Here is a 22,964-nt window from a genome sequence, read left to right as displayed (position 1 = left end):
TCAGCTCCCCTCCGCCGCGCGGGCCACCAGCTTGGTCCAGGCGGTCACGACGTGTTCGCCGGCCTCGTCGTGGACCTCGCCGCGGACGTCCAGGATGTCGTTGCCCGCCATCGACTTGATCGCCTCGATCGTGGAGGTGACCGTGAGGCGGTCACCGGCGCGCACGGGACGGACGTAGACGAACTTCTGGTCGCCGTGCACCACGCGGCTGTAGTCGAGGCCGAGTTGCGGGTCCTGGACGACCTGTCCTGCGGCCTTGAAGGTGATGGAGAAGACGAAGGTCGGCGGGGCGATCACATCGGAGTGTCCGAGCGCCTTGGCGGCCTCCGGGTCCGTGTATGCCGGGTTGGCGTCCCCCACCGCCTCCGCGAACTCACGGATCTTCTCCCGGCCCACCTCGTAGGGGTCGGTGGGCGGGTAGGTCCGCCCCACGAAGGACTGGTCGAGCGCCATGACTCGGCACCTCCTGATGTGTCTGCTCTGCTGATAACGACACGAGGCCGCCCCCAACGTGCGGGGACGGCCTCGTGTACGAGCCTGTATTTATCGCGTTTCGCGGTGCGCGGTGTGCGCATTGCAACGCGGGCAGTGCTTCTTCATCTCCAGTCGGTCCGGGTTGTTACGCCGGTTCTTCTTGGTGATGTAGTTCCGCTCCTTGCACTCCACGCAGGCCAGCGTGATCTTCGGGCGGACGTCGGTGGCAGCCACAGGAGTGCTCCTTGACGAACGGATGGGACTATGAACGCATAACAGAGTAGCCGATCGAAGGACCGACCCCACAATCGGCTACTGTCAGTAGCGGTGACCGGACTTGAACCGGTGACACAGCGATTATGAGCCGCTTGCTCTACCGACTGAGCTACACCGCTGTGATGGGATTGGTTCCCACCTTGCGGTAGGAACCTCTCACACCAGAGCCCCAATACGGAATCGAACCGTAGACCTTCTCCTTACCATGGAGACGCTCTACCGACTGAGCTATTGGGGCGAGCGATGAAGACATTACACGCTCCGCCGCCGTTCACCCAAATCCGTTTCGTAGCACCGCTCCAGCTCCTTCCACGGCTCTCCCGAAGGCCTCTCGGGCCCCTCCCGCACGGCGGACCACACCGGTACGACTATTGCGCTCCTCCGCGCCGCGAGCGGATCACCGCCCTAGGCTCGACTCACTCTGCGTGATCTTGCGCCCCTTTGCGCAGCCCCCCAGCCCTGAGCCCCGAAGCCGAGCCCGCGAAGCCCTGAGCCCCTGGAGCGCGATGCCCGACAGCCAGCCCCAGCCGTCCCACTCGTCGTCGGGTCCGTCGGGTTCCTCCGGTTCGTCGGGACCGGCCGACCCGGCCGCGCTCCTGTTGTGCGGGGCCCGGCTGACCGACGGCAGGACCGTGGACGTACGGCTGGGCGGCGGGCGCATCGAGGCGGTCGGCACGGCGGGCAGCCTGGCGACGGACGCCGCGCGCGCGTGCGGCGCGCGCGTGGACCTCAGCGGCTATCTCCTCCTCCCGGCCCCGGCCGAGCCGCACGCGCACAGCGACACCGCGCTGTCGGCCGAGAACGGCGGACCGGTCTCCTACGACCCCCAGGACGTCCAGCGCCGTGCCACGGAGGCCGCGCTGCTGCAGCTCGGGCACGGGGCGACGGCGCAGCGGGCACACGTGCGCGTGGGGGACGTCCAGGGGCTGGGCGCGCTGGCCGCCGTACTGCGGGCGCGGCGGGCGCTGCGCGGGCTGGCGGAGCTGACGGCCGTGGCTATGCCCCGGCTGCTGACCGGGGTGGCGGGGGCGGACGGGCTCGCGATGCTGCGGGACGCGCTGAAAATGGGTGCCTCAGTAGTGGGCGGTTGTCCAGATCTGGACCCCGATCCGACGGGGTACGTGGAGGCGCTGCTTGAGGTCGCGTCCGAGCACGGCTGCCCGGTGGACCTGCACACGGACGCCGCCGACCCGGCCCGGCTGGCCCGGCTGGCGGCGGTCGCGGGCGGGATGCGCCCCGGGGTGACGCTCGGCCCGTGCGGCGGCCTGGGGCGGCTGCCCGCGGACACGGTCACCCGGATCGCGGACCAACTGGCCGCGGCCGGCGTGACGGTGGTGTGCCTGCCGCAGGGCGGCTGTGGCGGCGTCGACCGGCGGGGCACGGCTCCCGTACGACTGCTGCGCACGGCCGGCGTCCAGGTGGCCGCGGGCAGCGGCGCCCTGCGTGACGTGTCCAACCCCGTGGGCCGCGGGGACCCCCTGGAGGCGGCCTACTTGCTGGCCTCGCGGCACGGGATGCGGCCCGAGGACGCGTACGACACAGTGAGCTCGTCGGCGCGGGCGGCGCTCGGCCTGCCCGAGGTGCGGGTCGAGGCGGGATTTCCGGCCGAACTGCTCGCGGTGCGCGGCGACCGGCTCGCGGGCGCGCTCTCACTGGCGTACAGCCGGATCGTGGTGCACCGGGGGCGCGTGGTGGCACGGACGAGCGCGGTGCGGGAGTACTGCAACACGGCGGCGGGCGCGGAGTTGGGGCTGCCGCGGCAGGGGCGGGCCGAGGTGTCGTGAGCCGCTTGTCGTGACCTGCCGCCGCGTGGGGGCGTACGCCCGGGGCGCAGAGGTCCGTGTGCGTCCGTGCTCGCGCGCCCGGCGCGTGCCTCGCGAGGGTGTGCTGCTGGGACGCGGCTGAAGTCATGCGGCGCGTGCGGCCCTCCGGGCGTACGGTCGAAGGCATGCGCATTGTCATCGCTGGAGGTCATGGTCAGATCGCGCTGCGGCTGGAGCGCCTGCTCGCCGCGCGTGGTGAAGAGGTCGCGGGCATCATCCGCAACGCCGGACAGAGCGACGATCTACGGGCGGCCGGCGCCGAACCGCTCGTGCTCGACCTGGAGTCGGCCTCGGTCGAGGAGGTCGCGGCGCTGCTGCGGGGCGCGGACGCGGCGGTCTTCGCGGCGGGCGCGGGCCCGGGCAGCGGTACGGCCCGGAAGGACACGGTGGACCGGGGTTCGGCGGTGCTGTTCGCCGACGCGGCGGTCCTGGCGGGCGTACGGCGTCATGTCGTCGTGTCCTCGATGGGCGCGGATCCGGCGCACCCCGGGGACGGCGTGTTCGACGTGTACCTGCGGGCCAAGGGCGAGGCCGACGCGTATGTACGCGGCCTGGATGCCCTGGACTGGACGATTCTGCGCCCCGGTTCGCTCACGAACGACGCCGGCAGGGGCCTGGTCCGCCTGGAGGCTCACACGGGGCTCGGTTCGATCCCGCGCGACGATGTGGCCGCCGTACTCGCGGAGTTGGTGGAGACCCCGGCGACGGCCGGCCTGACGCTGGAGCTGATCGGTGGATCCGCGCCGGTGTCGGTGGCGGTGAAGTCGGTGGCGGGGAACTGAGGTTGTCCGCCGGCCGGTTGCCGCACCGCCTAGAACAGCGGCATCTGGCCGGGGAACTCGGGCACGACGTATCCGTCCAACGCGGGCTGGGCGGCCCCGAGTTCCGCCTGTCGGCGCGAGCCGGGGCACGACACGAGCTCGCCGCTCTCGCGTGCGCCGGGCGGGTCGTGACGCGCGAACCGTCCGGCGACGACGGCGATCTCGCGACGGCACTCGGGGCAACTCCTGCGGCGTGACGACATGGGATCAGTCTGCCCCGCCGCAGGCCGCGTCGGCCGTCGAGGCGCTCAGCTGTGGGAGACGGTAAGTCCGTAGAAGGCGACCCGGGCACCCTTGGTGGTGCTGTCGGAGGACGACTGGTTGTACGAACCGGCCTTGAAGTACTGCTTGTAGGCGTTGAACGACGACGGGATGGCGTAGTGCGTGGTGCTCCCGTTGACCGTCAGATTGATGGTGTTGCCGCCCGAGACGCCGATCGTGTAGCTCCATGTCTTGCCGACCGCCACGTTGCCGACGGTGTGCAGCGTCTGTCCGCCGTCGGGCGAGTTCTCCGTGCCGAGGACGATGTCGCCGCTCGACCGGTAGTAGAGCTCCAGCAGCGGCTTGGTGGACGTGCCGCCCGTGCCGAGGTGGATCTGGCCGACGCAGACGTTCGACGTGACGGAGACGACCCGTAGCGTCGCCTTCATCGTGTGCGTGCCGCTGAGCGACCAGTTGGCGGCGCTGCCGCTGCGGTTCATCTCCCGCAGTTCGGAGCGGGCGTAGTTGGAGTTGGGCGTGGTGACGCCCTTCTCCGGTGCCCAGAAGGTCATCGCGCCGTCACGGGTGTCCGTGTAGAAGTACGAGTCCTGGAAGCCGTTGGCCCCTTGCAGCCGGGCCGACGAGATGGTCGTGGGCGAGCCGGGGGAACCCACCGGCTCCTGGAGCTGCCACACACCGAGGTCGAAGTTCCCGCCGGGCGCGACGGTCGGGTCCGCGAGGGGTGAGGCGACGGCGCCGGTGACGTTGGTACTGCCCGACGCGGCCGGAGCCGTGAGGGCCAGCCCGCCGGTCACGGCGGTGACGGTGGCCAGGGAGGTGAGCAGCGTACGCATGCGCATGGGGGGTGCCTTCCTGTCTGCTCGATGGACTCGGTTGGCGATGCGTGTTCATGTACGTGAACTTTGTGTTTCAACATGAACGCGATGCCGCGACAGTAGGGCTGTGGCACGGTCACGTCAAGACTGGTGACGGAGCGGCAGAAGGCTCCAGGAACGACGAAAGGGTCTGTGCTCAGCATTGCTGCTGAGCACAGACCCTTTCGATCGTGTGGCGGCGCCAGGGTTCGAACCTGGGTAGGCGTAGCCGGCAGATTTACAGTCTGCTCCCTTTGGCCGCTCGGGCACACCGCCGGGGTTGCTGCCTCTCGCACCGCTTTCCGGCGGTGCTCCGTGGCAACGACGTAAACGATACCCGATGCACCGGGGTGCTTCGCCACCCGATAGATCGGCACCCGGAGGGGAGGGGGTGGCTAGGCTTATACGGATGCGGCCCGGCGCCTACACCGGGCTCGGCGGCTGCCCCCACGCACGCCGATACGCAGTGACACGCATCGATACGCACCCCGATACAAGGAGCCACAGGACATGGCCGACTCCAGTTTCGACATCGTCTCGAAGGTCGAGCGGCAGGAGGTCGACAACGCCCTCAACCAGGCCGCCAAGGAGATCTCGCAGCGCTACGACTTCAAGGGCGTGGGTGCCTCGATCTCATGGTCCGCCGAGAAGATCCTCATGGAGGCGAACTCCGAGGAGCGGGTCAAGGCGGTGCTCGACGTCTTCCAGTCCAAGCTGGTCAAGCGCGGCATCTCGCTGAAGGCGCTGGACGCCGGTGAGCCTCAGCTCTCCGGCAAGGAGTACAAGATCTTCGCGTCCATCGAGGAGGGCATCTCCCAGGACAACGCGAAGAAAGTGGCGAAGATCATTCGTGACGAGGGTCCCAAGGGCGTGAAGGCCCAGGTGCAGGGCGACGAACTGCGGGTCAGCTCGAAGAGCCGTGACGACCTGCAGGCCGTGCAGGCCCTGCTCAAGGGCAAGGACTTCGACTTCGCGCTGCAGTTCGTCAACTACCGGTAGAACCAAGCCTCCCGCGCCCGGCGCGCAGCGGTACGAGGAAGGGTGGGTACCCGTCGGTACCCACCCTTCTCGCCTGCTGGCTGCGGCACGGGGGCGCCAGGGCCTGTCCGCCGGGCAAGCCCTAGTTGCGCGAGTTGCCGAAGAAGATGCGGTAGGCGATCAGGAGGACGAGGGCGCCGCCTATCGCCGAGGCCCAGGTGGCGCCGTCGTAGAAGTTCTTGGCGACCGGGTGGTCGAGCCAACGGGCCGATATCCAGCCGCCGAGGAACGCGCCGGCGATGCCGATGACGGTCGTACCGATGAAGCCGCCCGGGTCGCGGCCCGGCAGCAGGAATTTGGCGATGGCTCCGGCCAACAGTCCCAGGATGATCCAGCTGATGATGCCCATGCCGTGAACCTGCCCTTTCACACTGTGCTTGCGCTGATCCGGAGCTGTGAATTCCGCCCGGACAGGCTGTGTTCGTAGGTCCTGCGCACGGCCTGTCGCTGCATGTTGCGCCGTGTCGATGAACAGGACGCCACGGACGCGTGTGGTGGTTGCAGGCATCGGCGGGGCGGTGCCGGGAGGGTCGCCGATGCCGGGAGTCGGTCAGGATGCCTGCGTCGTCGTGCGTATGCGGAAGTCGGCCCACGGTTCGGGCTCGATACCGATGTTGGCGTCGACGTACCAGCCCGTGCCGTCGAGCCAGCCTTCGAGCCAGTCGGCGAGGCTGGGCGCGTCCACGTACCACGCGTGGTCCGCCTCGTCCGCGTTCGGTTCGTAGAGCAGCACGGTGGCCTGCGGGGTGCGGCAGTCCACGCACGCGTACATCGCGCAGCCCCAGTGGGATATCGGCAGGACGCCCTCGGGCCAGGGCCAGTCGGGGTCCTTGCGTCCGCTCTCGCGGTTGGCGAGGTACTGCGTGACGGCGGCGGGCTCGCCGGCGGGCGGGCTGTCGAGCAGGGGCAACAGGCCGTACTCCGGGCCGAATCCACCGTCTCCTATGCGCGAGTAGAGCGCCGCGAGCAGTGGCGGCAGGCTGAAGCCCAGGGCGGCCTCGGCGCGGGTCACCACGGCCTCGTCCACCGGGGCGGGGAGTGAAGTCCAGCCCCACGGGAGGGTGTTGCGGGCCTCGGCGGCCACTCGGGTCAGCAGTCGCTGCTCGTTCTCGGTCATGGCTTCATAGTGCAACGCGCCACTGACAATCGGGCCGGCCTGTGGACAACGCGGCGGTTGTGGAAAACCTGCTCGGCCTGGCAGCGGGTGTGGTGACGAACGGTCAGGCCAGGCGGACGTCGACGTGCCTCTCAGCGAGGAGGGCGAGCAGTTCCTCGAACGTCGGTGGGCGTGGACCGGTGTGCGGGGTGAGGCCGAGGCAGGCGCGGGCGACGGTCGCGTCGTGCCAGACGAGGGTGAAGGGCGGGGCGGCTCCCCAGCGACCGCGCAGGCAGTCGTCCAGCGCGTCGACGCCCCAGCCGAAGTATCCGCCGGGGCCGTTCACCGCCTCGCCGAGAGCGCAGAAGAAGCCCTGCGGGTCGGTGATGTGTCTGCCGTCGAGGTGGTAGACGGTGCCCGGCGGCCGGTCCAGGGCGCCGTGCGGGTGGTTCGCCAGAGCGGTGTCGAGCCAGAACCGGCGGCCGTCCGCGTCGCAACCGGCCCAGCGGCCGGGATCTGAGGGGCGCCCCTCGCCCCACAGGTCCCACACCGCCCGGGCCGCGAGCGGCGGCCGTTCCGCCCAGGGGTCGAGGGTGAGGTCGACCAGGCCGGGGCCGCGCGCGGACGGGATCCAGGCCCGCAACTCACCCTCGGTGGCGGGCTGCAGGGGCCGGCCCGAGGAGTCGATACGCAGCACCTTCGCGTGGCCGAGGTCCTCGTCCCCGCTGTCCATGGCCGCCCGAAGCGCGCCGCGCGGGGAACAGCCCAGCAGGCGCACGGGAGGGTCCAGCGGTTCGGGCCGGTCCTCCTGGAGATGGGCCAAGTCCCGGCAGCCGCCCCAGGGTTCGCCGTCCGGGCCCAGCAGCCGGTAGCCCGGGGAGAGGGGCGGGCAGTGCGGGTAGTCGTAGCGGTTGTCGTCGGACGGCAGCCCCTCGACGGTGACGTCCCTCAGGGACAGGTCACGCGCGCAGGGCCGGTCGCCGACAACGCGTACGCCCTCCAGCCACCAGTCCCCCTCCATTCCCGCGCCGGTGCCGGTCTTGTCGAGGATCTCCAGGGTGAGCAGGCCGAGCGGCGCCGAACCGTCGGCACGCGCGCGTGCCAGGGCCGCGGCGAGTTCGCCCTCGGGCGCGCAGCCGAGCAGTTCGTACGTCTCCCTGATGCGTGGGGGCGGGTCGGCGAAGAGGTCGTCGGCGTCCTGGCACAGTGCCCAGGTCTGCTCGTATCCGTGCTCGCCTGCGGATTCGGAACCTTCGTCGTGCGACAGCAGGACGTACTTCGGCGCCCCCACCACTGTCGGTCCCGTCAGCGGGTGGCGAACGGCTGGTCCGTGGGCACGATTTCGCGGCCCAGGGGGAACAGCGAGACCGGGATCAGCTTGAAGTTGGCGATGCCGAACGGGATTCCGATGATCGTGATGCACATGGCAATGCCGGTGACGATGTGCGCGAGGGCCAGCCACCAGCCCGCGAGGATCAGCCACAGGACGTTGCCGACGCAGGACGCAGCGCCCGCGTCACGGCGCTCGACCGTGGTGTACCCGAAGGGCCACAGGGCGTAGACGCCGATACGGAAGGCGGCGATGCCGAACGGGATGCCGATGATCGTGATGCACAGCAGCGCGCCGGCGAGCAGGTACCCGAGGAACAGCCAGAAGCCGCTCAGGACGAGCCAAATGACGTTCAGGATGGTTTTCACTGAGGGCGACCTGCCATCTTCTCGAGCCGGGCGATGCGCTCCGCCATCGGCGGGTGTGTCGAGAACATCTTGGAGAGTCCCTGGCCTGGACGGAAGGGGTTCGCGATCATCATGTGGCTCGCGGTCTCGATGCGGGCCTCCGGGGGCAGCGGAAGCTGCTTGGTGCCCGCGTCGAGTTTGCGCAACGCGCTGGCGAGGGCGAGGGGATCTCCGGTCAGTTGCGCGCCGGACGCGTCGGCCTCGTACTCCCTGGAGCGGCTGATGGCCAACTGGATGAGGCCGGCCGCGAGGGGCCCCAGGATCATGATCATCAGCATGCCCAGGATGCCGGGCCCGTCGTCGTCGTTGGAGCGGCCGATCGGGATCAGCCAGGCGAAGTTGACCAGGAACATGATCACCGAGGCGAGGGCGCCGGCGACCGACGAGATCAGGATGTCGCGGTTGTAGACATGGCTCAGCTCGTGACCGATGACTCCGCGCAGCTCGCGCTCGTCCAGGATGCGCAGGATGCCTTCCGTGCAGCACACGGCGGCGTTGCGCGGGTTGCGGCCCGTCGCGAAGGCGTTGGGTGCCTCCGTGGGCGAGATGTACAGGCGCGGCATGGGCTGGCGGGCCTGGGTGGAGAGCTCGCGAACCATGCGGTACAGGGCGGGGGCCTCGAACTCGCTCACCGGGCGGGCGCGCATCGCGCGTAGCGCCAGTTTGTCGCTGTTCCAGTACGCGTACGCGTTCGTGCCCAGCGCGATCACGACCGCTACGACGAGCCCCATGCGGCCGAAGAAGCTGCCGATGACGATGATGAGTGCGGACAGTCCCCCGAGGAGAACTGCGGTCCTGAGCCCGTTGTGCCGGCGGTGCACGGTACGCCCTCCAAAATCGTGCAGCAGGGGAACCCTTTGCTTGCTGATCTCTGATGCCACTGGTGTAGTGGTGCCACGTCCAGTGGACCCTTCCGCACTGGTCAACGCCAGGCGAGGGCCACTAGTTCCCTTGTGCGTACGGCGCCGTGCGTGGGCCGTCCGGGTGAGGACGGTGGTATGTGCCGGTGGCTCAGAAGAGTCCGGTGTCGGCGAAGCGCAGGACCAATTGGGGTGCTCCGGAGAGGGCGACTCCGAGGGCGCCGGTGAGCGCGAGGGCGGCGGTGAGGGGGGCGGGGACGCGGTGCTTGTCGTGCTCTCCCTCGGGTGCGCGGAACAGCATGGCCGTCCACTGGAGGTAGTAGAAGAGCGCGATCACCACGTTGACGGCCATGACGACCGCGAGCCAGCCCAGGCCCGCGTCGACGGCCGCCGAGAAGACGGTGACCTTGGCGAAGAGCCCGATGACGCCCGGCGGCAGTCCGGCGAGGCAGAGCAGGAAGAAGGCCAGGAGGAGGGCTGCGAGCGGGTTCGACGCGTACAGGCCTCGGTAGTCGCTGATGCGGTTCAGGGCTCTGCTGCGGCCCACCAGTGCGGCCACCGCGAAGGCGCCGAGGTTCACGGCGGCGTACATGAGGGCGTAGGCGACGGTGGAGCCGATCGACTTCTGGGCATCCTTGGAGTACGCGGCGGCGGCGATCGGCACCAGGAGGTAGCCGGCCTGGCCGACGGAGGACCAGGCGAGCAGCCGTACCGCGCTGTACGCGCGCGTGGCCTGTTGGCGCAGGGCGCCCAGGTTGCCGACCGTCATGGTGAGGGCGGCGAGCGCGGCGAGCGCCGGGCCCCACACGTCGGCGTACGAGGGGAAGGCGACGACGGTGACGAGGATCAGGCCGGAGAAGCCGACGGCCTTGCCGACGACCGACAAGTAGGCGGCGATCGGGAGGGGCGCTCCTACGTAGGTGTCGGGCACCCAGAAGTGGAAGGGGACGGCGGCCGTCTTGAAGGCGAAGCCGATGAGGGTGAGGACGACGCCGGTCTGGGCGAGGGTGTGGAACTGGCCGTCCACGTGCTGGATGCGGTCGGCGATCTCGGTGAGGTACAGGGTGCCCGTGGTGGCGTAGACGAAGCTGACGCCCATCAGGCTGACCGCGGTCGCGGTGACCGAGGACAGGAAGAACTTGAGGGCCGCTTCGGCGGACTTCTTGTCGCCGTGCCGGATGCCGACGAGGGCGAAGGCGGGCAGGGAGGCGACCTCCAGGGCGACGATCAGGGTCGCGAGGTCGCGGGAGGCGGGCAGGAGGGCGGCGCCCGCGGCGGAGGACAACAGCAGGAACCAGTACTCCCCTTCGGGGAGTCCCTTGTCGGCGTCCTTCAGGGTGGTGATCGACAGCAGGGCCGCGAGGAGGGCGCCGCCGAGCACGAGGAACTGGATGACCAGGGTGAAGCGGTCCGCCGTATAGCTACAGGCGGTCGCGTCGCCGGTGAGGCAGAAGGTGGTGCGGTCGCCGTCCAGGAGGGGCAGCAGCATGAGCGTGGAGGCGGCCAGGCCTGCGACCGACACCCAGCCCAGGAGGGATTTTCGGGCCTCCTGGAGGAACAGGTCGGCGACGAGGACGACCAGGCCGACGACCGCCGTGATGGTGGGGGGTGTGATCGCGAGCCAGTCGACGGACTGGACCACCGACTCCGCGAGGGGCTGGGCCAGGGAGCTCATCGGGTGCCTCCTGCGAGGAGCTGCTGCACGGCCGGGTCGGTCAGGCCGAGGAGTGCCTTCGGCCACAGGCCGGCGGCCACGGTGAGGGCGACGAGCGGGGTCCAGGCCGCGAACTCGTACGTGTGGACATCGGCGAGCTTCGGCGCCTCCTGCGCCACGGCGCCCATGCAGACGCGGCGGACCATGGCGAGCATGTAGGCGGCGGTCAGCAGGGTGCCGAAGGCGGCGATGGCCATGAAGGTGAGGAAAGCCGGGCGGCTGAGGTCGGCGGCGGGCTTGAACGCGCCGAACAGCGCCAGCATCTCGCCCCAGAATCCGGCGAGTCCGGGGAGTCCGAGCGAGGCGACCGCGGCGAACGCGAGCAGCCCGCCCAGGCGCGGGGCCTTTCCGTAGAGGGCCGCGCCGGTCTCCTCGGCCAGGGTGTCCAGGTCGGTGGTGCCCGTGCGGTCCTTGAGGGCGCCGACGAGGAAGAACAGGAGGCCGGTGATGAGGCCGTGGGCGATGTTGGCGAACAGGGCGCCGTTCACGCCGGTCGGGGTCATCGTCGAGATGCCGAGCAGGACGAAGCCCATGTGGCCGACGGAGGAGTAGGCGATGAGGCGCTTGAGGTCGCCCTTCGCGCCCTGTTTCGCGAGGGCGAGGCAGGCCAGGGAGCCGTAGATGATCCCGACGACGGCGAAGGCGGCGAGGTAGGGCGCGAAGGTGTGCATGCCGTCGGGGGCGATCGGCAGCAGGATGCGGACGAACCCGTACGTGCCCATCTTCAGCATCACGCCGGCCAGCAGGACCGAGCCGACGGTCGGCGCGGCGGTGTGGGCGTCGGGCAGCCAGCTGTGCAGCGGCCACATCGGCGTCTTGACCGCGAGCCCGATCCCGACCGCCAGAACGGCGATGACCTGCACGGATGTGGTCAGCGACCGGCCGTTGTCAGTGGCGAGTGCCACCATGTCGAATGTGCCCGCCTTGATTCCGATCAGGAGCAGGCCGAGCAGCATGACGACGGAACCGAGCAGCGTGAAGAGGATGAACTTCCAGGCGGCCTGGGTCCGTTGGGCACCGCCCCAGCGGGCGATGAGGAAGTACATCGGGATGAGGACGGTCTCGAAGGCGAGGAAGAAGAGGATCAGGTCGAGGACGGCGAAGGTGGCGAGAGTGCCGGACTCCAGGACGAGGATCAGGGCGACGAAGGCCTTCGGGGACGGGCCCGACGCCCGCGGCATCAGCCGCTGATGTTGCTGCTTGAAGTAGGAGTAGAGCGCGCAGAGGAAGGTCAGCAGCGCGGTCAGGACCAGGAGGGGGAGGGAGATGCCGTCGATGCCGAGGTGGATGCGCACGTTGAGTGCGGGGATCCAGCTGATGTCGGTCGTGGCCTGCATCTTCGAGGGATGGTCGTGGTCGAAGCCGAGCGCGAGGACGATCGCGGCCACGAGGATCACACCGGTCACGGTGACGCCGTGCCGCAACACGGCCTGCTCGGGCGACTTCCCCTTCAGCCCGGGCGGGGCGGGCAGCAGAGCGGCGACGGCACCGAGGAGCGGGCCGACGACGACGAACGCCAGAAGGACCTGCATCACGGACTCGTTGATATCGATCACGCCTGCTCACGCTCCCGTGGCGACGAGGAGGACGGCGACCGTCAGGACGACGGTGCCGGCGAGCAGCGCGCTCACATAGGTCTGCAGATTGCCGGTCTGGGCGCGCCGTACGGCGGCTCCGAGCAGGCGGGGCAGGGTGCCCGCGCCGCGTACGTAGGTGTCGACGACCTCTCGGTCGAGGAACTGGACGAGGCTCGCCGCCGCGAGCACGGGACGGACGAACAGCGCCCCGTAGACGGCGTCCAGGTGGAAGCCGGTGGCCGCGTGGCGGTGCAACGGGCCGAGCAGGAGGCGGCCCGGGTCCGCCGGGTCGGGTGCCGAGGCCACGTCTCCGTAGGCGGGCGCGTGGCTCGCGATGGCCTCCGCCTCGACCAGTCCCGCGTCGCCCTCCGGGTGGGCCGCGACCGCACCCATCGGTGCGCGGGCCGCGAGGGCGGTGGTGTGCCGCCAGGCGCCGTAGGTGACGATGCCGCCGACGAGGGCGACACCCGTGCCGAGTACGGATGTGGTGAGCGTCGGGGTGAGGTCGCGGCCGTCGAACCAGTCGGGAAGCACGCGGTAGGCGAGTCCGCCGAGGGCGAGGGACGGGACGGCCAGCACCCACAGCACGGCGTTCATCGCCACGGGCTGCCTGCCGTGGTCAGGGGCTTCAACTCCCTTGCCGTGGAAGGCGAGCAGCCACAGGCGCGTCGCGTACGCGGCGGTGAGCAGGGCCGTAAGCAGGCCGGCGACGAGGACGATCCAGCCCGCGGCGCCGGGGATGTGCGAGGTGTGCTCGGTGGCCGCGTGTTCGGCGGCGCCGAGGACGGACTCCTTGGAGAAGAAGCCGCTGAACGGCGGGATCGCGGCGAGCGCGAGGAGCGCCACGGTCATCGTCCAGAAGGCGTCGGGGACGCGGGCACGCAGGTTGCCCATGCGGGACATGGCGGCCAGGGAGTTGGTGCCGGAGGCGTGGATGATCACGCCGGCGGCGAGGAAGAGCAGCGCCTTGAAGGCGCCGTGGGACAGGAGGTGGAAGACGGCGGCACCGCGGTCGCCGACGGCGAGGGCGCCGGTCATGTAGCCGAGTTGGCCGATCGTCGAGTAGGCGAGGACGCGTTTGATGTCGACCTGGGCGAGCGCGGCGAGGCCCGAGCCGGCCATCGTCACGGCGGCCATGACGGCGAGGACGACCATCGCGGCCGAGGAGGCCTCGAAGACCGGGAGGAGACGGGCGACGAAGTAGACACCGGCGGCGACCATCGTCGCGGCGTGGATCAGCGCGGAGACGGGGGTCGGGCCCGCCATCGCGTCGGGGAGCCAGGTGTGCAGCGGGAACTGCGCCGACTTGCCCGCCACGCCCGCCAGAAGCAGCAGCGCGATCAGCGTCGGGTGGTGCAGTCCGCCGCTCGCGACGGTGCCCAGGACCTTGGTGATGCGGAAGGACCCGGCGTCGGTGGCGAGCGCGAACAGGCCGATCAGGAAGGGGACATCGCCGAGCTTGGTGACGAGGAAGGCCTTCATGGAGGCGGCGCGGGCCTCCGGGGTCTCCCAGTAGTGGCCGACCAGGAAGTAGGAGCAGATGCCCATGACCTCCCAGCCGACCAGCAGCACGATCAGGTCGCCGGAGTAGACGACCAGGAGCATCGCGGAGGTGAAGAGGGAGACGAGCGCGGCGTACGAGGGGTAGCGCGGGTCGTCGCGCAGGTAGCCCGTCGAGTAGATCTGCACACAGGTGGCGACGAAGCCGACCAGGACGGCGACGAGGGCGGCGAAGCCGTCGATGTGCAGGGCGAGTTCGACGGGGACCGAGCCGGTGGGCGTGAGCTCGGTGGCGGAGTCGATGGCCGCGTCGCCGCCCTGGTGTACGGCGACGATCGCGGCCAGCGCGAGCGCGGCGAGCGTCGGCAGCACGGCGAGCGGACGGACGAAGCCGGGGGCGGTGCGGCCCAGGAGCAGGCCGGCCGCGGCGCCCAGGAACGGAAGGAGGGGGACGAGGACGGCGAGGGTGGTCGTGGTCACGCGGTGGCCTCAGCCTTCTCGGCCGCGGGGGGCTCGGTGCCGTCGCTGCCGGCGGGGTCGCTGCCAGGGCCGTCGGTCTCGTGGCCCTCGGCGGTGTCGCGGAGCTTGTCGATGTCCGAGGTGCCGCGGGCTCGGTGGACGGCGAGGACGATCGCCAGGCCGATGCCGATCTCGGCGGCGGCGATGGCGATGGTGAACAGCGTCAGGGCCTGGCCGGAGTGGAGCTTGTCCTCGGCGGTCCGGCTGAGCCAGACGTCGAAGGCGACCAGGTTCAGGTTGACGGCGTTGAGCATCAGCTCGACCGACATCAGGACCAGGATCGCGTTGCGGCGGGCGAGGACGCCGTAGAGGCCCGTGCAGAAGAGGAGGGCGGCGAGCACGGCGGGATAGACGAGGTGCATCAGCGGGCTCCTTCCTGCTCGGCCGGGTTGTCCGGGCTGGAGGGACCGTTGCCCTCAAGCACACCTTTTCGCCCGATCGTGTGATTACGGGAATCCGGGACGGATGGGGAACTACCGGTCGCGGGCCGGGAGTTCACAGGGGGAGAGCTCGACTCCGCCTTCGACTTGCGGGACAGGACGATCGCGCCGACCAGGGCCGCGAGAAGAAGGACGGAGAGGGCCTCGAAGGGGAGGACCCAGTTCTGGAACAGGCTCGCGCCGGTCACCGCGGTGGAGCCGGCGGCCGGACCGTCCAGGTCCACCCAGGTCGCGCGGAAGGCGTCGACGACGACCCACACCAGGGCCGCCGCGGCGGCGACGGCCACGGCGAGTGCGGCCCAGCGGTTGCCGGAGTCCGCGTCCGGGGAGCGGCCGATGGGGGCCTTGGTGAGCATCAGACCGAAGAGAAGGAGGACGACGACGGAACCGACATAGATGAGGACCTGCACCCAGGCGATGAACTCGGCGGTGAGCAGGAGGTATTCGACGGCGATGCCCCCGAGGGCCACCACGAGCCACAGGGCGGCGTGCACCAACTGCTTGGTGGTGACGGTGACGAGGGCGGCGCCGAAGGTGACCAGGCCGACGAGGAGGAAGGCGATCTCCACGCCGGTAGGGGAGAGGAAGCCGTGGGTGTGGGTGGCGGCGAGGGTTGCCGTGGGGGTGGCAGTGGCGGCAAGGGTCACGACTGTCCCTCCGGCGGGTCGGTGGGCGAAGCCGACTCGACGTGGCCGGGCTCGGCGGGCTCGGGCGCGGTCTGCGCGACCCCGGTGCCCTCCGCGGCCTCGGTGACCTCCGCGGCCTGGGCCGCCTCCGCGGCAGCCTGAGTCGCGGCCAGCTTCTCCGCGGTCTTGCGGGCCGCGGCGATCTCCTTGGGCTCCTCCGCGCCGGGGTCGAGGGCGGGTGGGGCCGGGACGGTCCACATCCACTCGCGGAGCTTGTCGCGCTCGTGGGTGAGTTCGTGGATGTCGGTCTCGGCGTACTCGAACTCCGGGGACCAGAACAGGGCGTCGAAAGGACAGACCTCGATGCAGATACCGCAGTACATGCACAGGGAGAAGTCGATGGCGAAGCGGTCGAGGACGTTGCGGCTGCGCTCGCGGCCACCGGGAGCCGCCGCCGGGACCGTCTCCTTGTGGGAGTCGATGTAGATGCACCAGTCAGGGCACTCACGGGCGCAGAGCATGCAGACCGTGCAGTTCTCCTCGAACAGGCCGATGACTCCGCGGGTTCGGGGCGGGAGGTCTGGCTGGGTGTCCGGGTACTGCTCGGTGACGGTCTTCTTCGTCATCGTGCGGAGGGTGACAGCAAGGCCCTTGGCCAGGCCGGAGCCGGGAAACGGGGTCACTGGAGGAACACCACCTTCACGATTCCGGTGAGGGCGATCTGAGCGAGGGAGAGGGGGACGAGGAGGGTCCAGGAGAGCTTCTGAAGCTGGTCCTCGCGCAGCCGGGGATAGGTGACGCGGAGCCAGATGACGACGAAGGCGAGGAGCGCGGCCTTCAGCAGGGTCCACACCCAGCCGAGGCCGTCCGCACCCCACGGGCCGTGCCAGCCGCCCAGGAAGAGGACGGTGGTCAGGCCGCACAGGACGACGATTCCGGCGTACTCGGCGAGGAGGAAGAGCGCGAAGCGGAGACCGGTGTACTCGGTGTAGGCGCCGAAGATGATCTCGGAGTCGGCGACGGGCATGTCGAAGGGGGGCCGCTGGAGTTCGGCCAGGCCCGCCACGAAGAAGACGATCGCGCCGACGATCTGCCAGGGCAGCCACCACCAGTGGAAGGCGTCGAGGATGCCCAGGAGGGAGACCGTGCCCGCTGCCATCGCCACCGAGGCGGCGGTGAGCAGCATGGGGAGTTCGTAGGCGAGGAGCTGTGCGGCGGTGCGGAGACCGCCGAGGAGGGAGAACTTGTTGGCGGAGGCCCAGCCGGCCATGAGGGAGCCGAGAACGCCCACGCCCATCACCGCGAGGACGAAGAAGATGCCCGCGTCCAGGACCTGGCCGACGGCGCCCTCGCCCGGGCCGACGGGGATGGCGAGGAGGACGAGCAGGTAAGGGAGGAGGGCGACGGCGGGGGCGAGTTGGAAGATACGGCGGTCCGCGCCCGCCGGGACGATGTCTTCCTTCTGGGCGAACTTCACGCCGTCCGCGACGAGTTGGGCCCAGCCGTGGAAGCCGCCGGCGTACATCGGGCCGAGGCGGCCCTGCATGTGGGCCATCACCTTGTGCTCGGTCTGACCGACGAGGAGGGGGAAGGTGAGGAAGACGACGAAGACGATCAGGAGTCGCAGGGCGACGTCGAGCGCGTCGTTCACTGCGGGCCTCCTGCGGGGGTGTCAGGGGTTGGGTCTTCGGGGGCTTGGCCTTCGGGGGTTGGATCGGCTGGGGCCGAGTCGGCTTCGGCTTCGGCTTCGGCTTCGGCTTCGGCTTCGGCTTCGGCTTCGGCTTCGGCTTCGGCTTCGGCTTCGGCTTCGGCTTCGGCTTCGGCTTCGGCTTCGGCTTCGGCTTCGGCTTCGGCTGACGGTCCGTCGGCTGGCCTCGTCGTGGAGTCCGGCTCGGACACCGACTGCGGCTTCGGCTCCGGCTCCGGCTCGGACTCGGACTCGGCTGCCTGCTCGTCGAAGGCCGGCCGGGCGTGGTGCCACGGTGCGTCCGGACTGCGGGGTGCGGTGGGGGGCTGGGCGGGGGTGTCCTCCCGTGGCGGTACCGGTGCCGGGCCCTGTTGTGAAGCTGAGCCGTCGCTCGCGCTGCGGGAACGTCGGGGGGTTGCCGTGCCCGTCGGCTGTTGACTCGCCGAGCCTTCCGAGGCGCTGCGGGCGCGGCGCGGTGTGGCCGGGGTTCCCGAGGCCGGTTCCCCGGCCTTGGTCCCGCCGACCTCAGCCGCAGCCTCGGTCCCAGTCCCGGTCCCTTCCTCGGCCCCAGTACCCGCCTCGCGGATCTGGCTCGCCGAACCCTCACTCACGCTCCGCGCCCGACGCGGTCCGGCCGCCGGCACCGCAGGGCCGCCCTCGGCCGGCGACACCGCAGAGGCGCTCGCGGCCGCCTGCTCCTCGGCCGACGGCACCGCACCCTCTGGCGCTGTCGCTGACGCCGGCGCCGCCTTCTCGGCCTGCGGCACCTCACTCCCGCCCGGTGTCGTCTGGCTCGCCGAGCCCTCCGATGCCGTACGAGCGCGTCGTGCCGGCCGGTCACCTGGTGCGCCTGCTCCTCGCACCGGGCGGTCGCCCGCCGCCCGGGCCGGACGCTCCCCCGCGGCCGGACGCATCGGGCGGTCGCCTGCCCCGCCCTCTCCTCGCACCGGGCGGTCGCCCGCCGCTCGGGCCGCGCCTCGGGCGGGGCGGGCGGGGGCCGGCGGGAGTTGGCCCTTCAGGGGGCCCCATTCGTTCGGGTCGGGGACGCCCGGCGGGAGCATCTGACGGCGTTTGGGGCCGCCGTGGTCGGACTCGCCCGGTTCCTTTGCGCCGGGCCAGGACTTGGCCACGCGGGCCGCCAGGACGAAGTCCTTGCGGAGGGGGTGGCCTTCGAAGGTTTCCGGGAGGAGGAGGTGGTCCAGTGCCGGGTGGCCCTCGAAGTCGACGCCGAACATCTCGTGGGTCTCGCGTTCGTGCCAGGCGGCGCCCGCGTAGACGTCCACGGCGGTGGGGAGTACCGGAGCCTCGTGCGGGACCGTCGTACGGACGAGGAGTCGGCGTACCGGTGACAGCGCCACGACGTGGGCCGAGACGCGGAAGCCGGTGCCGGGTTCGTCGACCGCGCTCAGCCAGTCGAAGTAGGTGCAGCCCAGGACGTCGCGGGCGGTGCGCAGGGCTGCGAGCCAGGTGGTGGGCGGTACGTCGACCGTGAGGAGGTCGTAGGACTCCTCGGCCGTGGCCTCCGTACCGAAGAGTTCCTCGGTGGACGCGGGCAGCCAGCCGACGGCGGTCATCGGGCGTCCCCCGAGGCCGGATCGGAGGACGAGCCCGCAGCCGTGGCCGATGAACCCTGCGCCTCACCGGGCACCGGTGACGGCGTCGGCGCCGCAACCAACCCGCTCTGCAGTGCCGCTGTCGAAGGCCGCGCCCCCGGCGCCCCGTACCCGTACCGCTCCCCCAGCGACTCCCGGGCGATCTTCTCCTGGAGTTTGAGGATGCCCTGGAGCAGGGCTTCGGGGCGGGGCGGGCAGCCGGGGACGTAGACGTCGACCGGGATGATCTGGTCGACGCCCTTGGTGACGGAGTAGGAGTCCCAGTAGGGGCCGCCGCAGTTGCTGCACGCGCCGAAGGAGATGACGTACTTGGGCTCGGGCATCTGCTCGTAGAGGCGTTTCACGGCGGGGGCCATCTTGTCCGTGACCGTGCCGGAGACGACCATCAGGTCGGCCTGGCGCGGGCCGGGGGCGAACGGGATCACGCCGAGGCGGATGAAGTCGTGGCGGGCCATGGACGCGGCGATGAACTCGATGGCGCAGCAGGCGAGGCCGAAGTTGAAGACCCAGAGGGAGTAGCGGCGGCCCCAGTTGAGGACGACCTTCATCGGCTCGGGGGCGAGGCGGGCGAGGGTGCCCAGCCGTTTCGGCTCCGGGAGCAGCACGGGCTCGGGGGTCACGTCCATGCCAGGACGCCCTTCTTGTATGCGTACAGCAGGCCCACGGTGAGGAAGCCGAGGAAGACGAACATCTCGACGAGGGTGGTCGCGCCGTAGCCCGGGGCGGCGAAGACCGTGGCCCAGGGGAAGAGGAAGATCGAGTCGACGGCGAAGATGACGTAGAGGAACGCGTAGACGTAGTACCGGACCTGGGTGTGGGCCCAGCCCTCGCCGACGGGGTCGACGCCGCACTCGTAGGTGAGGAGTTTCTCGGGGGTGGGGACGACCGGGCGCAGCAGGCGGCCGGCGCCGAAGGCCACGGCGACGAAGAGCACGCCGGCGACGGTGAGCAGTCCCACGACGGAGTAGGAATGGAAGTAGTCCGCCGCGACGGCCACGGCCGGTTCCCGCGAGGTCTGCGGCAAGCCGTCCGGCAAGGTCCCCTGCACCATCTCCCGCAAGTCCGACCCCTCCTCTTCCGCACAGGCCCGCTACAGGCCCGCTCCGATGCCCCGGTGACCCATGTGAACTCTGTGTTCGACGATGTGTACGCACGGGAGTCTAGGCCCTGTTAAAGGGGTGGTAAGCAGCCCGTCGCGGCTTGAGATCTGCTCGGAATGATGATCGGAAGGATGAGATGGGCGCGTTGGTGGGGTTTCCCCCCGGGAATCGGGGCGGCGGACCTCATGGCGCCGGGGCCGCTCGCGCGGCACGCTGGCCCATATGACCGTACGCATCCCCTACGCCGACCCGGCGGCACCCGGCGGCGAGTTCGATGAGCCGTTGCCGCCGGCCCGCTTCGCCTACGACAGACACACCTGGAAGGAGATCGCGCATCTCCTGACGAATCTGCCGATGTCGGTGTTCGGCTTCGTCTATGTGGTGACGATGCTGGCCTTCAGCGGCGGGCTGACCGTCACCGTGGTCGGGTTCCCGCTGCTCGCGCTGGGGTTGATGGGCGCGCGGCTGATCGGGAAGTTCGAGCGGGGCCGGGCCCGGCGGCTGCTCGGGGTGCGGATCGAGGAGCCGAGCCCGTTGCCGTTGCGCAAGGGGGGCGGGCTCGTGCAGCGCGTGTGGATGGCGCTGAAGGACCCGGTGGGCTGGCGGACGGTGCTGTACGACGGGATGCGGTTGCCGTGGGGCATCGTCACCTTCACGATCACGCTCGTCTCGCTGTTCGTGGCGTGGCCGGTACTGCCGTTCATCGCGCGGGGGCTGGCGAACGTGGACCGGGCGATGGTGCGCGGTCTCCTCTCCCCCTCCGACGAACTGGAGCGCCGTATCGCAGAGTTGGAGTCCGACCGGGGTGTCGTGGTCGACACGGCGGCGGCGGATCTGCGACGGATCGAGCGCGATCTGCACGACGGGGCGCAGGCCCGGCTGGTCAATCTGGCCATGGGACTTGGGCTGGCCAAGGAGAAGCTGCTCGAAGGCCAGGCCGACGAGCATGTCGCGGCGATGGTCGACGAGGCGCACGGCGAGGTGAAGCTCGCGCTGCAGGAGCTGCGGGATCTGGCACGCGGAATCCATCCCGCCGTACTCACCGACCGCGGACTCGACGCGGCCCTGTCCTCCGTCGCCTCGCGCTGCACGGTGCCGGTGAAGGTGACGGCCGAGCTGGGGGCGCGCCCGGCGGCGGCGATCGAGGGGATCGCGTACTTCACCGTGTCCGAGCTGCTGCAGAACATCAGCAAGCACAGTGGCGCCCGGACCGCGTCGGTGGACGTGTGGCGGGCGGACGACCGGCTGCTGGTCCAGGTGTGGGACGACGGCCGCGGCGGCGCGCGCCTCGACGGCGGCACCGGCATGCGCGGCCTCGCCGACCGGCTGGGCGCCGTGGACGGCCTGTTCGTCCTCGACTCCCCGCCCGGCGGCCCCACGACCGTCACCGCGGAACTGCCCTGGCGCGAGCGGACCGCCGAGCCGGGCCGGGGCTGAGGGCGGGCCGGGGGTAGGGAAAACCCCCCTCCGAGGACGCCGACGGACTCCATGGCCCGTGGACCTGCGACCGAGCAGTGTGGAGCTACGACAGCACGGCTGCGGAAACCACCCGACTGCGCGAGCAGGCGGACGACTAGGACAGGACTACGCCGATGGCCACGGAGTACGGACAGGGGTACGGATCGCACGGCACGTTCGACCTCGACGAGCGGCGCCGGCGCCGGCTGCCGGCCGCGCTGCGCGCGCCGTTGGCGGCGCGCAGCTGGCGCGAGTTCGGATACGTACTGCTGAGCCTGCCGGTCAGCGTCATGCTCTTCACCTACGCGATCACGATGGTGGCGCTGGGCGCGGGCCTGCTGGTCACCTTCCTCGGCGTACCGGTCCTGGCGGGAGCCCTGGCCGGCTGCCGCGGTTTCGGCGCGCTGGAGCGGGCGCGGGCCCGCCGGCTGCTCGACCTGGACGTCGCCGACCCCGAGCCGCTGCGGATGAGGAAGAACGGCCCGATGGCCTGGATGGGCGCCGTCCTCAAGTCCGGCACGTCCTGGCGCCATCTGCTGTACGCGGTGCTGCACTTCCCGTGGGCGGTCTTCTCCTTCGTCGTCGCCCTCAACTTCTGGGCCTACGGCTGGGCCCTGCTGACGTACCCGCTGTGGTTCTGGCTCTTCCCGATGTACGGCGGCCAGGGCGGCCTTCAGCTCTACGGCGACGGGCAGCACCAGATCTATCTGGACAACCCCTTCGAGATCACCGTGACCGCGCTGGTGGGACTGCTGTTCACGCTGGCCACGCCGTGGATCGTGCGGGCGCTGACGATGGTGGACCGGGTGATGGTGCACGGGCTGCTCGGGCCGTCGACGCTGGCGACGCGGGTCGTGGAGCTGGAGTCGGACCGGGGGGTCGTGGTCGACACGGCGGCGGCGGATCTGCGACGCATCGAGCGCGATCTGCACGACGGGGCGCAGGCCCGGCTGGTGGCGCTGGCCATGGATCTGGGGCTGGCCAAGGAGAAGCTGACGGAGGACCCGCAGGCCGCGGCGCGGATGGTGGGCGAGGCGCACGGCGAGGTGAAGACGGCGCTGCAGGAGCTGCGGGACCTGGCCCGCGGAATCCACCCCGCCGTACTCACCGACCGCGGACTCGACGCGGCCCTCTCCTCCGTCGCCTCGCGCTGCACGGTGCCGGTGAAGGTGGACGTGGACCTGCCGTCGCGGCCGGCCGCCGCGATCGAGGGCATCGCGTACTTCACCGTCTCCGAGCTGCTGCAGAACATCAGCAAGCACGCGAAGGCCACCTGGGCGGCGGTGGACGTGTGGCGGGTGGAGAACCGGCTGATGCTGCAGGTCGTGGACAACGGGGCGGGCGGCGCGGATGCCTCCGGCGGTTCCGGGTTGGCCGGTCTCGCCGGGCGGCTCGACGCGGTGGACGGGATCCTCGTGGTCGACTCACCGGCGGGCGGGCCGACCCGGATCACGGCGGAACTGCCCTGGCGGGGCTGAGCGCCGACCACGATCGTGCCGTGGGCCCGGAGACACCCCGGGCCCACGGCA

24 protein-coding genes and 3 tRNA genes are annotated in these 22,964 nt (G+C 70.7%); 5 read left to right on the top strand and 22 right to left on the bottom strand.

Features of this window, described 5'->3' with window-relative positions:
• From OH768_RS30955 to OH768_RS30940, 4 genes are all read right to left on the bottom strand, one after another.
• Positions 1 to 453, bottom strand: coding sequence for a MaoC family dehydratase N-terminal domain-containing protein (locus OH768_RS30955; RefSeq protein ID WP_093627342.1), 453 nt, complete (start codon positions 451 to 453; stop codon positions 1 to 3).
• A 90-nt stretch (positions 454 to 543) separates the two neighbouring features.
• Entirely contained in the window at positions 544 to 708 is a 165-nt protein-coding gene (gene rpmG, locus OH768_RS30950; RefSeq protein ID WP_003948671.1) for a 50S ribosomal protein L33, read from the bottom strand.
• An 88-nt stretch (positions 709 to 796) separates the two neighbouring features.
• Positions 797 to 869 (bottom strand) — tRNA-Met (locus OH768_RS30945).
• 46 nt (positions 870 to 915) lie between these two features.
• Positions 916 to 988: transfer RNA gene (locus tag OH768_RS30940), tRNA-Thr, on the bottom strand.
• A gap of 268 nt (positions 989 to 1,256) precedes the next feature.
• On the opposite strand from OH768_RS30940, the gene OH768_RS30935 reads away from it, so the two are divergent.
• A complete protein-coding gene (locus OH768_RS30935; protein ID WP_406459049.1) occupies positions 1,257 to 2,534 on the top strand; it encodes an amidohydrolase family protein in 1,278 nt (425 codons plus the stop codon).
• A 164-nt stretch (positions 2,535 to 2,698) separates the two neighbouring features.
• Entirely contained in the window at positions 2,699 to 3,355 is a 657-nt protein-coding gene (locus OH768_RS30930; protein WP_399118829.1) for an NAD(P)H-binding protein, read from the top strand.
• A gap of 29 nt (positions 3,356 to 3,384) precedes the next feature.
• Here the strand turns inward: OH768_RS30930 and OH768_RS30925 are convergent, their stop codons facing one another.
• The 3 genes from OH768_RS30925 to OH768_RS30915 form a co-directional block, all read right to left on the bottom strand.
• On the bottom strand, positions 3,385 to 3,597 hold the full coding sequence (locus tag OH768_RS30925) for a hypothetical protein (RefSeq protein ID WP_355905007.1): 213 nt from the start codon (positions 3,595 to 3,597) through the stop codon (positions 3,385 to 3,387).
• A gap of 45 nt (positions 3,598 to 3,642) precedes the next feature.
• A complete protein-coding gene (locus OH768_RS30920; protein WP_406459047.1) occupies positions 3,643 to 4,455 on the bottom strand; it encodes a polysaccharide lyase family 7 protein in 813 nt (270 codons plus the stop codon).
• Between the two features lie 209 nt (positions 4,456 to 4,664).
• Positions 4,665 to 4,746, bottom strand: a tRNA-Tyr gene (locus tag OH768_RS30915).
• Positions 4,747 to 4,980: 234 nt separating this feature from the next.
• On the opposite strand from OH768_RS30915, the gene OH768_RS30910 reads away from it, so the two are divergent.
• Complete coding sequence (locus OH768_RS30910; RefSeq protein WP_019072335.1) at positions 4,981 to 5,469, top strand: YajQ family cyclic di-GMP-binding protein; 489 nt, start codon at positions 4,981 to 4,983, stop codon at positions 5,467 to 5,469.
• A 121-nt stretch (positions 5,470 to 5,590) separates the two neighbouring features.
• Here the strand turns inward: OH768_RS30910 and OH768_RS30905 are convergent, their stop codons facing one another.
• From OH768_RS30905 to OH768_RS30835, 15 genes are all read right to left on the bottom strand, one after another.
• Complete coding sequence (locus tag OH768_RS30905; RefSeq protein ID WP_019072336.1) at positions 5,591 to 5,857, bottom strand: GlsB/YeaQ/YmgE family stress response membrane protein; 267 nt, start codon at positions 5,855 to 5,857, stop codon at positions 5,591 to 5,593.
• A 201-nt stretch (positions 5,858 to 6,058) separates the two neighbouring features.
• On the bottom strand, positions 6,059 to 6,625 hold the full coding sequence (locus OH768_RS30900) for an SMI1/KNR4 family protein (protein ID WP_406459044.1): 567 nt from the start codon (positions 6,623 to 6,625) through the stop codon (positions 6,059 to 6,061).
• A gap of 103 nt (positions 6,626 to 6,728) precedes the next feature.
• Positions 6,729 to 7,895, bottom strand: a complete 1,167-nt coding sequence (locus tag OH768_RS30895) for a barstar family protein (RefSeq protein WP_406459042.1) — start codon at positions 7,893 to 7,895, stop codon at positions 6,729 to 6,731.
• A 14-nt stretch (positions 7,896 to 7,909) separates the two neighbouring features.
• Positions 7,910 to 8,302, bottom strand: a complete 393-nt coding sequence (locus OH768_RS30890) for a YccF domain-containing protein (protein ID WP_093627348.1) — start codon at positions 8,300 to 8,302, stop codon at positions 7,910 to 7,912.
• On the bottom strand, positions 8,299 to 9,162 hold the full coding sequence (gene htpX, locus OH768_RS30885; RefSeq protein ID WP_406459039.1) for a zinc metalloprotease HtpX: 864 nt from the start codon (positions 9,160 to 9,162) through the stop codon (positions 8,299 to 8,301). Before htpX ends, OH768_RS30890 begins: the two co-directional genes overlap by 4 nt.
• Positions 9,163 to 9,352: 190 nt before the next feature.
• Complete coding sequence (locus OH768_RS30880) at positions 9,353 to 10,876, bottom strand: NADH-quinone oxidoreductase subunit N (protein WP_406459037.1); 1,524 nt, start codon at positions 10,874 to 10,876, stop codon at positions 9,353 to 9,355.
• Positions 10,873 to 12,471: a NuoM family protein gene (locus OH768_RS30875; protein ID WP_406459035.1), complete on the bottom strand. Its 1,599-nt coding sequence runs from the start codon at positions 12,469 to 12,471 to the stop codon at positions 10,873 to 10,875. The genes OH768_RS30880 and OH768_RS30875 overlap by 4 nt, the downstream gene beginning before the upstream one ends.
• A gap of 6 nt (positions 12,472 to 12,477) precedes the next feature.
• Positions 12,478 to 14,472 (bottom strand): NADH-quinone oxidoreductase subunit L, encoded by a 1,995-nt coding sequence (locus OH768_RS30870; RefSeq protein WP_406459033.1) that lies wholly within the window; start codon positions 14,470 to 14,472, stop codon positions 12,478 to 12,480.
• Positions 14,469 to 14,873 (bottom strand): NADH-quinone oxidoreductase subunit NuoK, encoded by a 405-nt coding sequence (gene nuoK, locus OH768_RS30865; RefSeq protein ID WP_406459031.1) that lies wholly within the window; start codon positions 14,871 to 14,873, stop codon positions 14,469 to 14,471. Before nuoK ends, OH768_RS30870 begins: the two co-directional genes overlap by 4 nt.
• Positions 14,873 to 15,598 carry an NADH-quinone oxidoreductase subunit J gene (locus tag OH768_RS30860; protein ID WP_406459029.1) on the bottom strand — a complete coding sequence of 242 codons (726 nt, stop codon included), beginning with the start codon at positions 15,596 to 15,598 and terminating at the stop codon, positions 14,873 to 14,875. Before OH768_RS30860 ends, nuoK begins: the two co-directional genes overlap by 1 nt.
• The gene (locus OH768_RS30855; RefSeq protein WP_406459027.1) at positions 15,595 to 16,260 is read right to left on the bottom strand and encodes a NuoI/complex I 23 kDa subunit family protein; all 666 of its coding nucleotides are present in this window, start codon (positions 16,258 to 16,260) and stop codon (positions 15,595 to 15,597) included. The genes OH768_RS30860 and OH768_RS30855 overlap by 4 nt, the downstream gene beginning before the upstream one ends.
• Positions 16,257 to 17,228, bottom strand: a complete 972-nt coding sequence (locus OH768_RS30850) for an NADH-quinone oxidoreductase subunit H (RefSeq protein WP_406459025.1) — start codon at positions 17,226 to 17,228, stop codon at positions 16,257 to 16,259. The genes OH768_RS30855 and OH768_RS30850 overlap by 4 nt, the downstream gene beginning before the upstream one ends.
• Positions 17,225 to 18,838, bottom strand: a complete 1,614-nt coding sequence (locus OH768_RS30845; RefSeq protein ID WP_406459023.1) for an NADH-quinone oxidoreductase subunit C — start codon at positions 18,836 to 18,838, stop codon at positions 17,225 to 17,227. Before OH768_RS30845 ends, OH768_RS30850 begins: the two co-directional genes overlap by 4 nt.
• Positions 18,835 to 19,503 (bottom strand): NADH-quinone oxidoreductase subunit B, encoded by a 669-nt coding sequence (locus OH768_RS30840; protein WP_406459021.1) that lies wholly within the window; start codon positions 19,501 to 19,503, stop codon positions 18,835 to 18,837. Before OH768_RS30840 ends, OH768_RS30845 begins: the two co-directional genes overlap by 4 nt.
• Complete coding sequence (locus OH768_RS30835; RefSeq protein WP_406465512.1) at positions 19,494 to 19,928, bottom strand: NADH-quinone oxidoreductase subunit A; 435 nt, start codon at positions 19,926 to 19,928, stop codon at positions 19,494 to 19,496. Before OH768_RS30835 ends, OH768_RS30840 begins: the two co-directional genes overlap by 10 nt.
• A gap of 271 nt (positions 19,929 to 20,199) precedes the next feature.
• Here OH768_RS30835 and OH768_RS30830 point away from each other — a divergent pair, with 271 nt between their 5' ends.
• Both OH768_RS30830 and OH768_RS30825 read left to right on the top strand, forming a co-directional pair.
• The gene (locus OH768_RS30830; RefSeq protein ID WP_406459019.1) at positions 20,200 to 21,414 is read left to right on the top strand and encodes a sensor histidine kinase; all 1,215 of its coding nucleotides are present in this window, start codon (positions 20,200 to 20,202) and stop codon (positions 21,412 to 21,414) included.
• A gap of 155 nt (positions 21,415 to 21,569) precedes the next feature.
• Complete coding sequence (locus OH768_RS30825) at positions 21,570 to 22,913, top strand: sensor histidine kinase (protein ID WP_406459017.1); 1,344 nt, start codon at positions 21,570 to 21,572, stop codon at positions 22,911 to 22,913.
• Positions 22,914 to 22,964: the final 51 nt, after the last annotated feature.

The sequence above is a fragment of the Streptomyces sp. NBC_01622 genome (assembly GCF_045209635.1).
Lineage (GTDB): Bacteria > Actinomycetota > Actinomycetes > Streptomycetales > Streptomycetaceae > Streptomyces.
The sequence above is the reverse complement of the archived record's forward strand: the minus strand, read 5'-3'. Positions and strand labels throughout refer to the sequence as shown.

Excerpts from the sequence above, each read along its gene's own strand:
- OH768_RS30955 (WP_093627342.1), bottom strand. The coding sequence starts at position 453 with ATGGCGCTCGACCAGTCCTTCGTGGGGCGGACCTACCCGCCCACCGAC.
- OH768_RS30935 (WP_406459049.1), top strand. The coding sequence starts at position 1,257 with ATGCCCGACAGCCAGCCCCAGCCGTCCCACTCGTCGTCGGGTCCGTCG.
- OH768_RS30930 (WP_399118829.1), top strand. The coding sequence starts at position 2,699 with ATGCGCATTGTCATCGCTGGAGGTCATGGTCAGATCGCGCTGCGGCTG.
- OH768_RS30925 (WP_355905007.1), bottom strand. The coding sequence starts at position 3,597 with ATGTCGTCACGCCGCAGGAGTTGCCCCGAGTGCCGTCGCGAGATCGCC.
- OH768_RS30920 (WP_406459047.1), bottom strand. The coding sequence starts at position 4,455 with ATGCGCATGCGTACGCTGCTCACCTCCCTGGCCACCGTCACCGCCGTG.
- OH768_RS30910 (WP_019072335.1), top strand. The coding sequence starts at position 4,981 with ATGGCCGACTCCAGTTTCGACATCGTCTCGAAGGTCGAGCGGCAGGAG.
- OH768_RS30905 (WP_019072336.1), bottom strand. The coding sequence starts at position 5,857 with ATGGGCATCATCAGCTGGATCATCCTGGGACTGTTGGCCGGAGCCATC.
- OH768_RS30900 (WP_406459044.1), bottom strand. The coding sequence starts at position 6,625 with ATGACCGAGAACGAGCAGCGACTGCTGACCCGAGTGGCCGCCGAGGCC.
- OH768_RS30880 (WP_406459037.1), bottom strand. The coding sequence starts at position 10,876 with ATGAGCTCCCTGGCCCAGCCCCTCGCGGAGTCGGTGGTCCAGTCCGTC.
- nuoK (WP_406459031.1), bottom strand. The coding sequence starts at position 14,873 with ATGCACCTCGTCTATCCCGCCGTGCTCGCCGCCCTCCTCTTCTGCACG.
- OH768_RS30845 (WP_406459023.1), bottom strand. The coding sequence starts at position 18,838 with ATGACCGCCGTCGGCTGGCTGCCCGCGTCCACCGAGGAACTCTTCGGT.
- OH768_RS30840 (WP_406459021.1), bottom strand. The coding sequence starts at position 19,503 with ATGGACGTGACCCCCGAGCCCGTGCTGCTCCCGGAGCCGAAACGGCTG.
- OH768_RS30835 (WP_406465512.1), bottom strand. The coding sequence starts at position 19,928 with ATGGTGCAGGGGACCTTGCCGGACGGCTTGCCGCAGACCTCGCGGGAA.
- OH768_RS30830 (WP_406459019.1), top strand. The coding sequence starts at position 20,200 with ATGACCGTACGCATCCCCTACGCCGACCCGGCGGCACCCGGCGGCGAG.
- OH768_RS30825 (WP_406459017.1), top strand. The coding sequence starts at position 21,570 with ATGGCCACGGAGTACGGACAGGGGTACGGATCGCACGGCACGTTCGAC.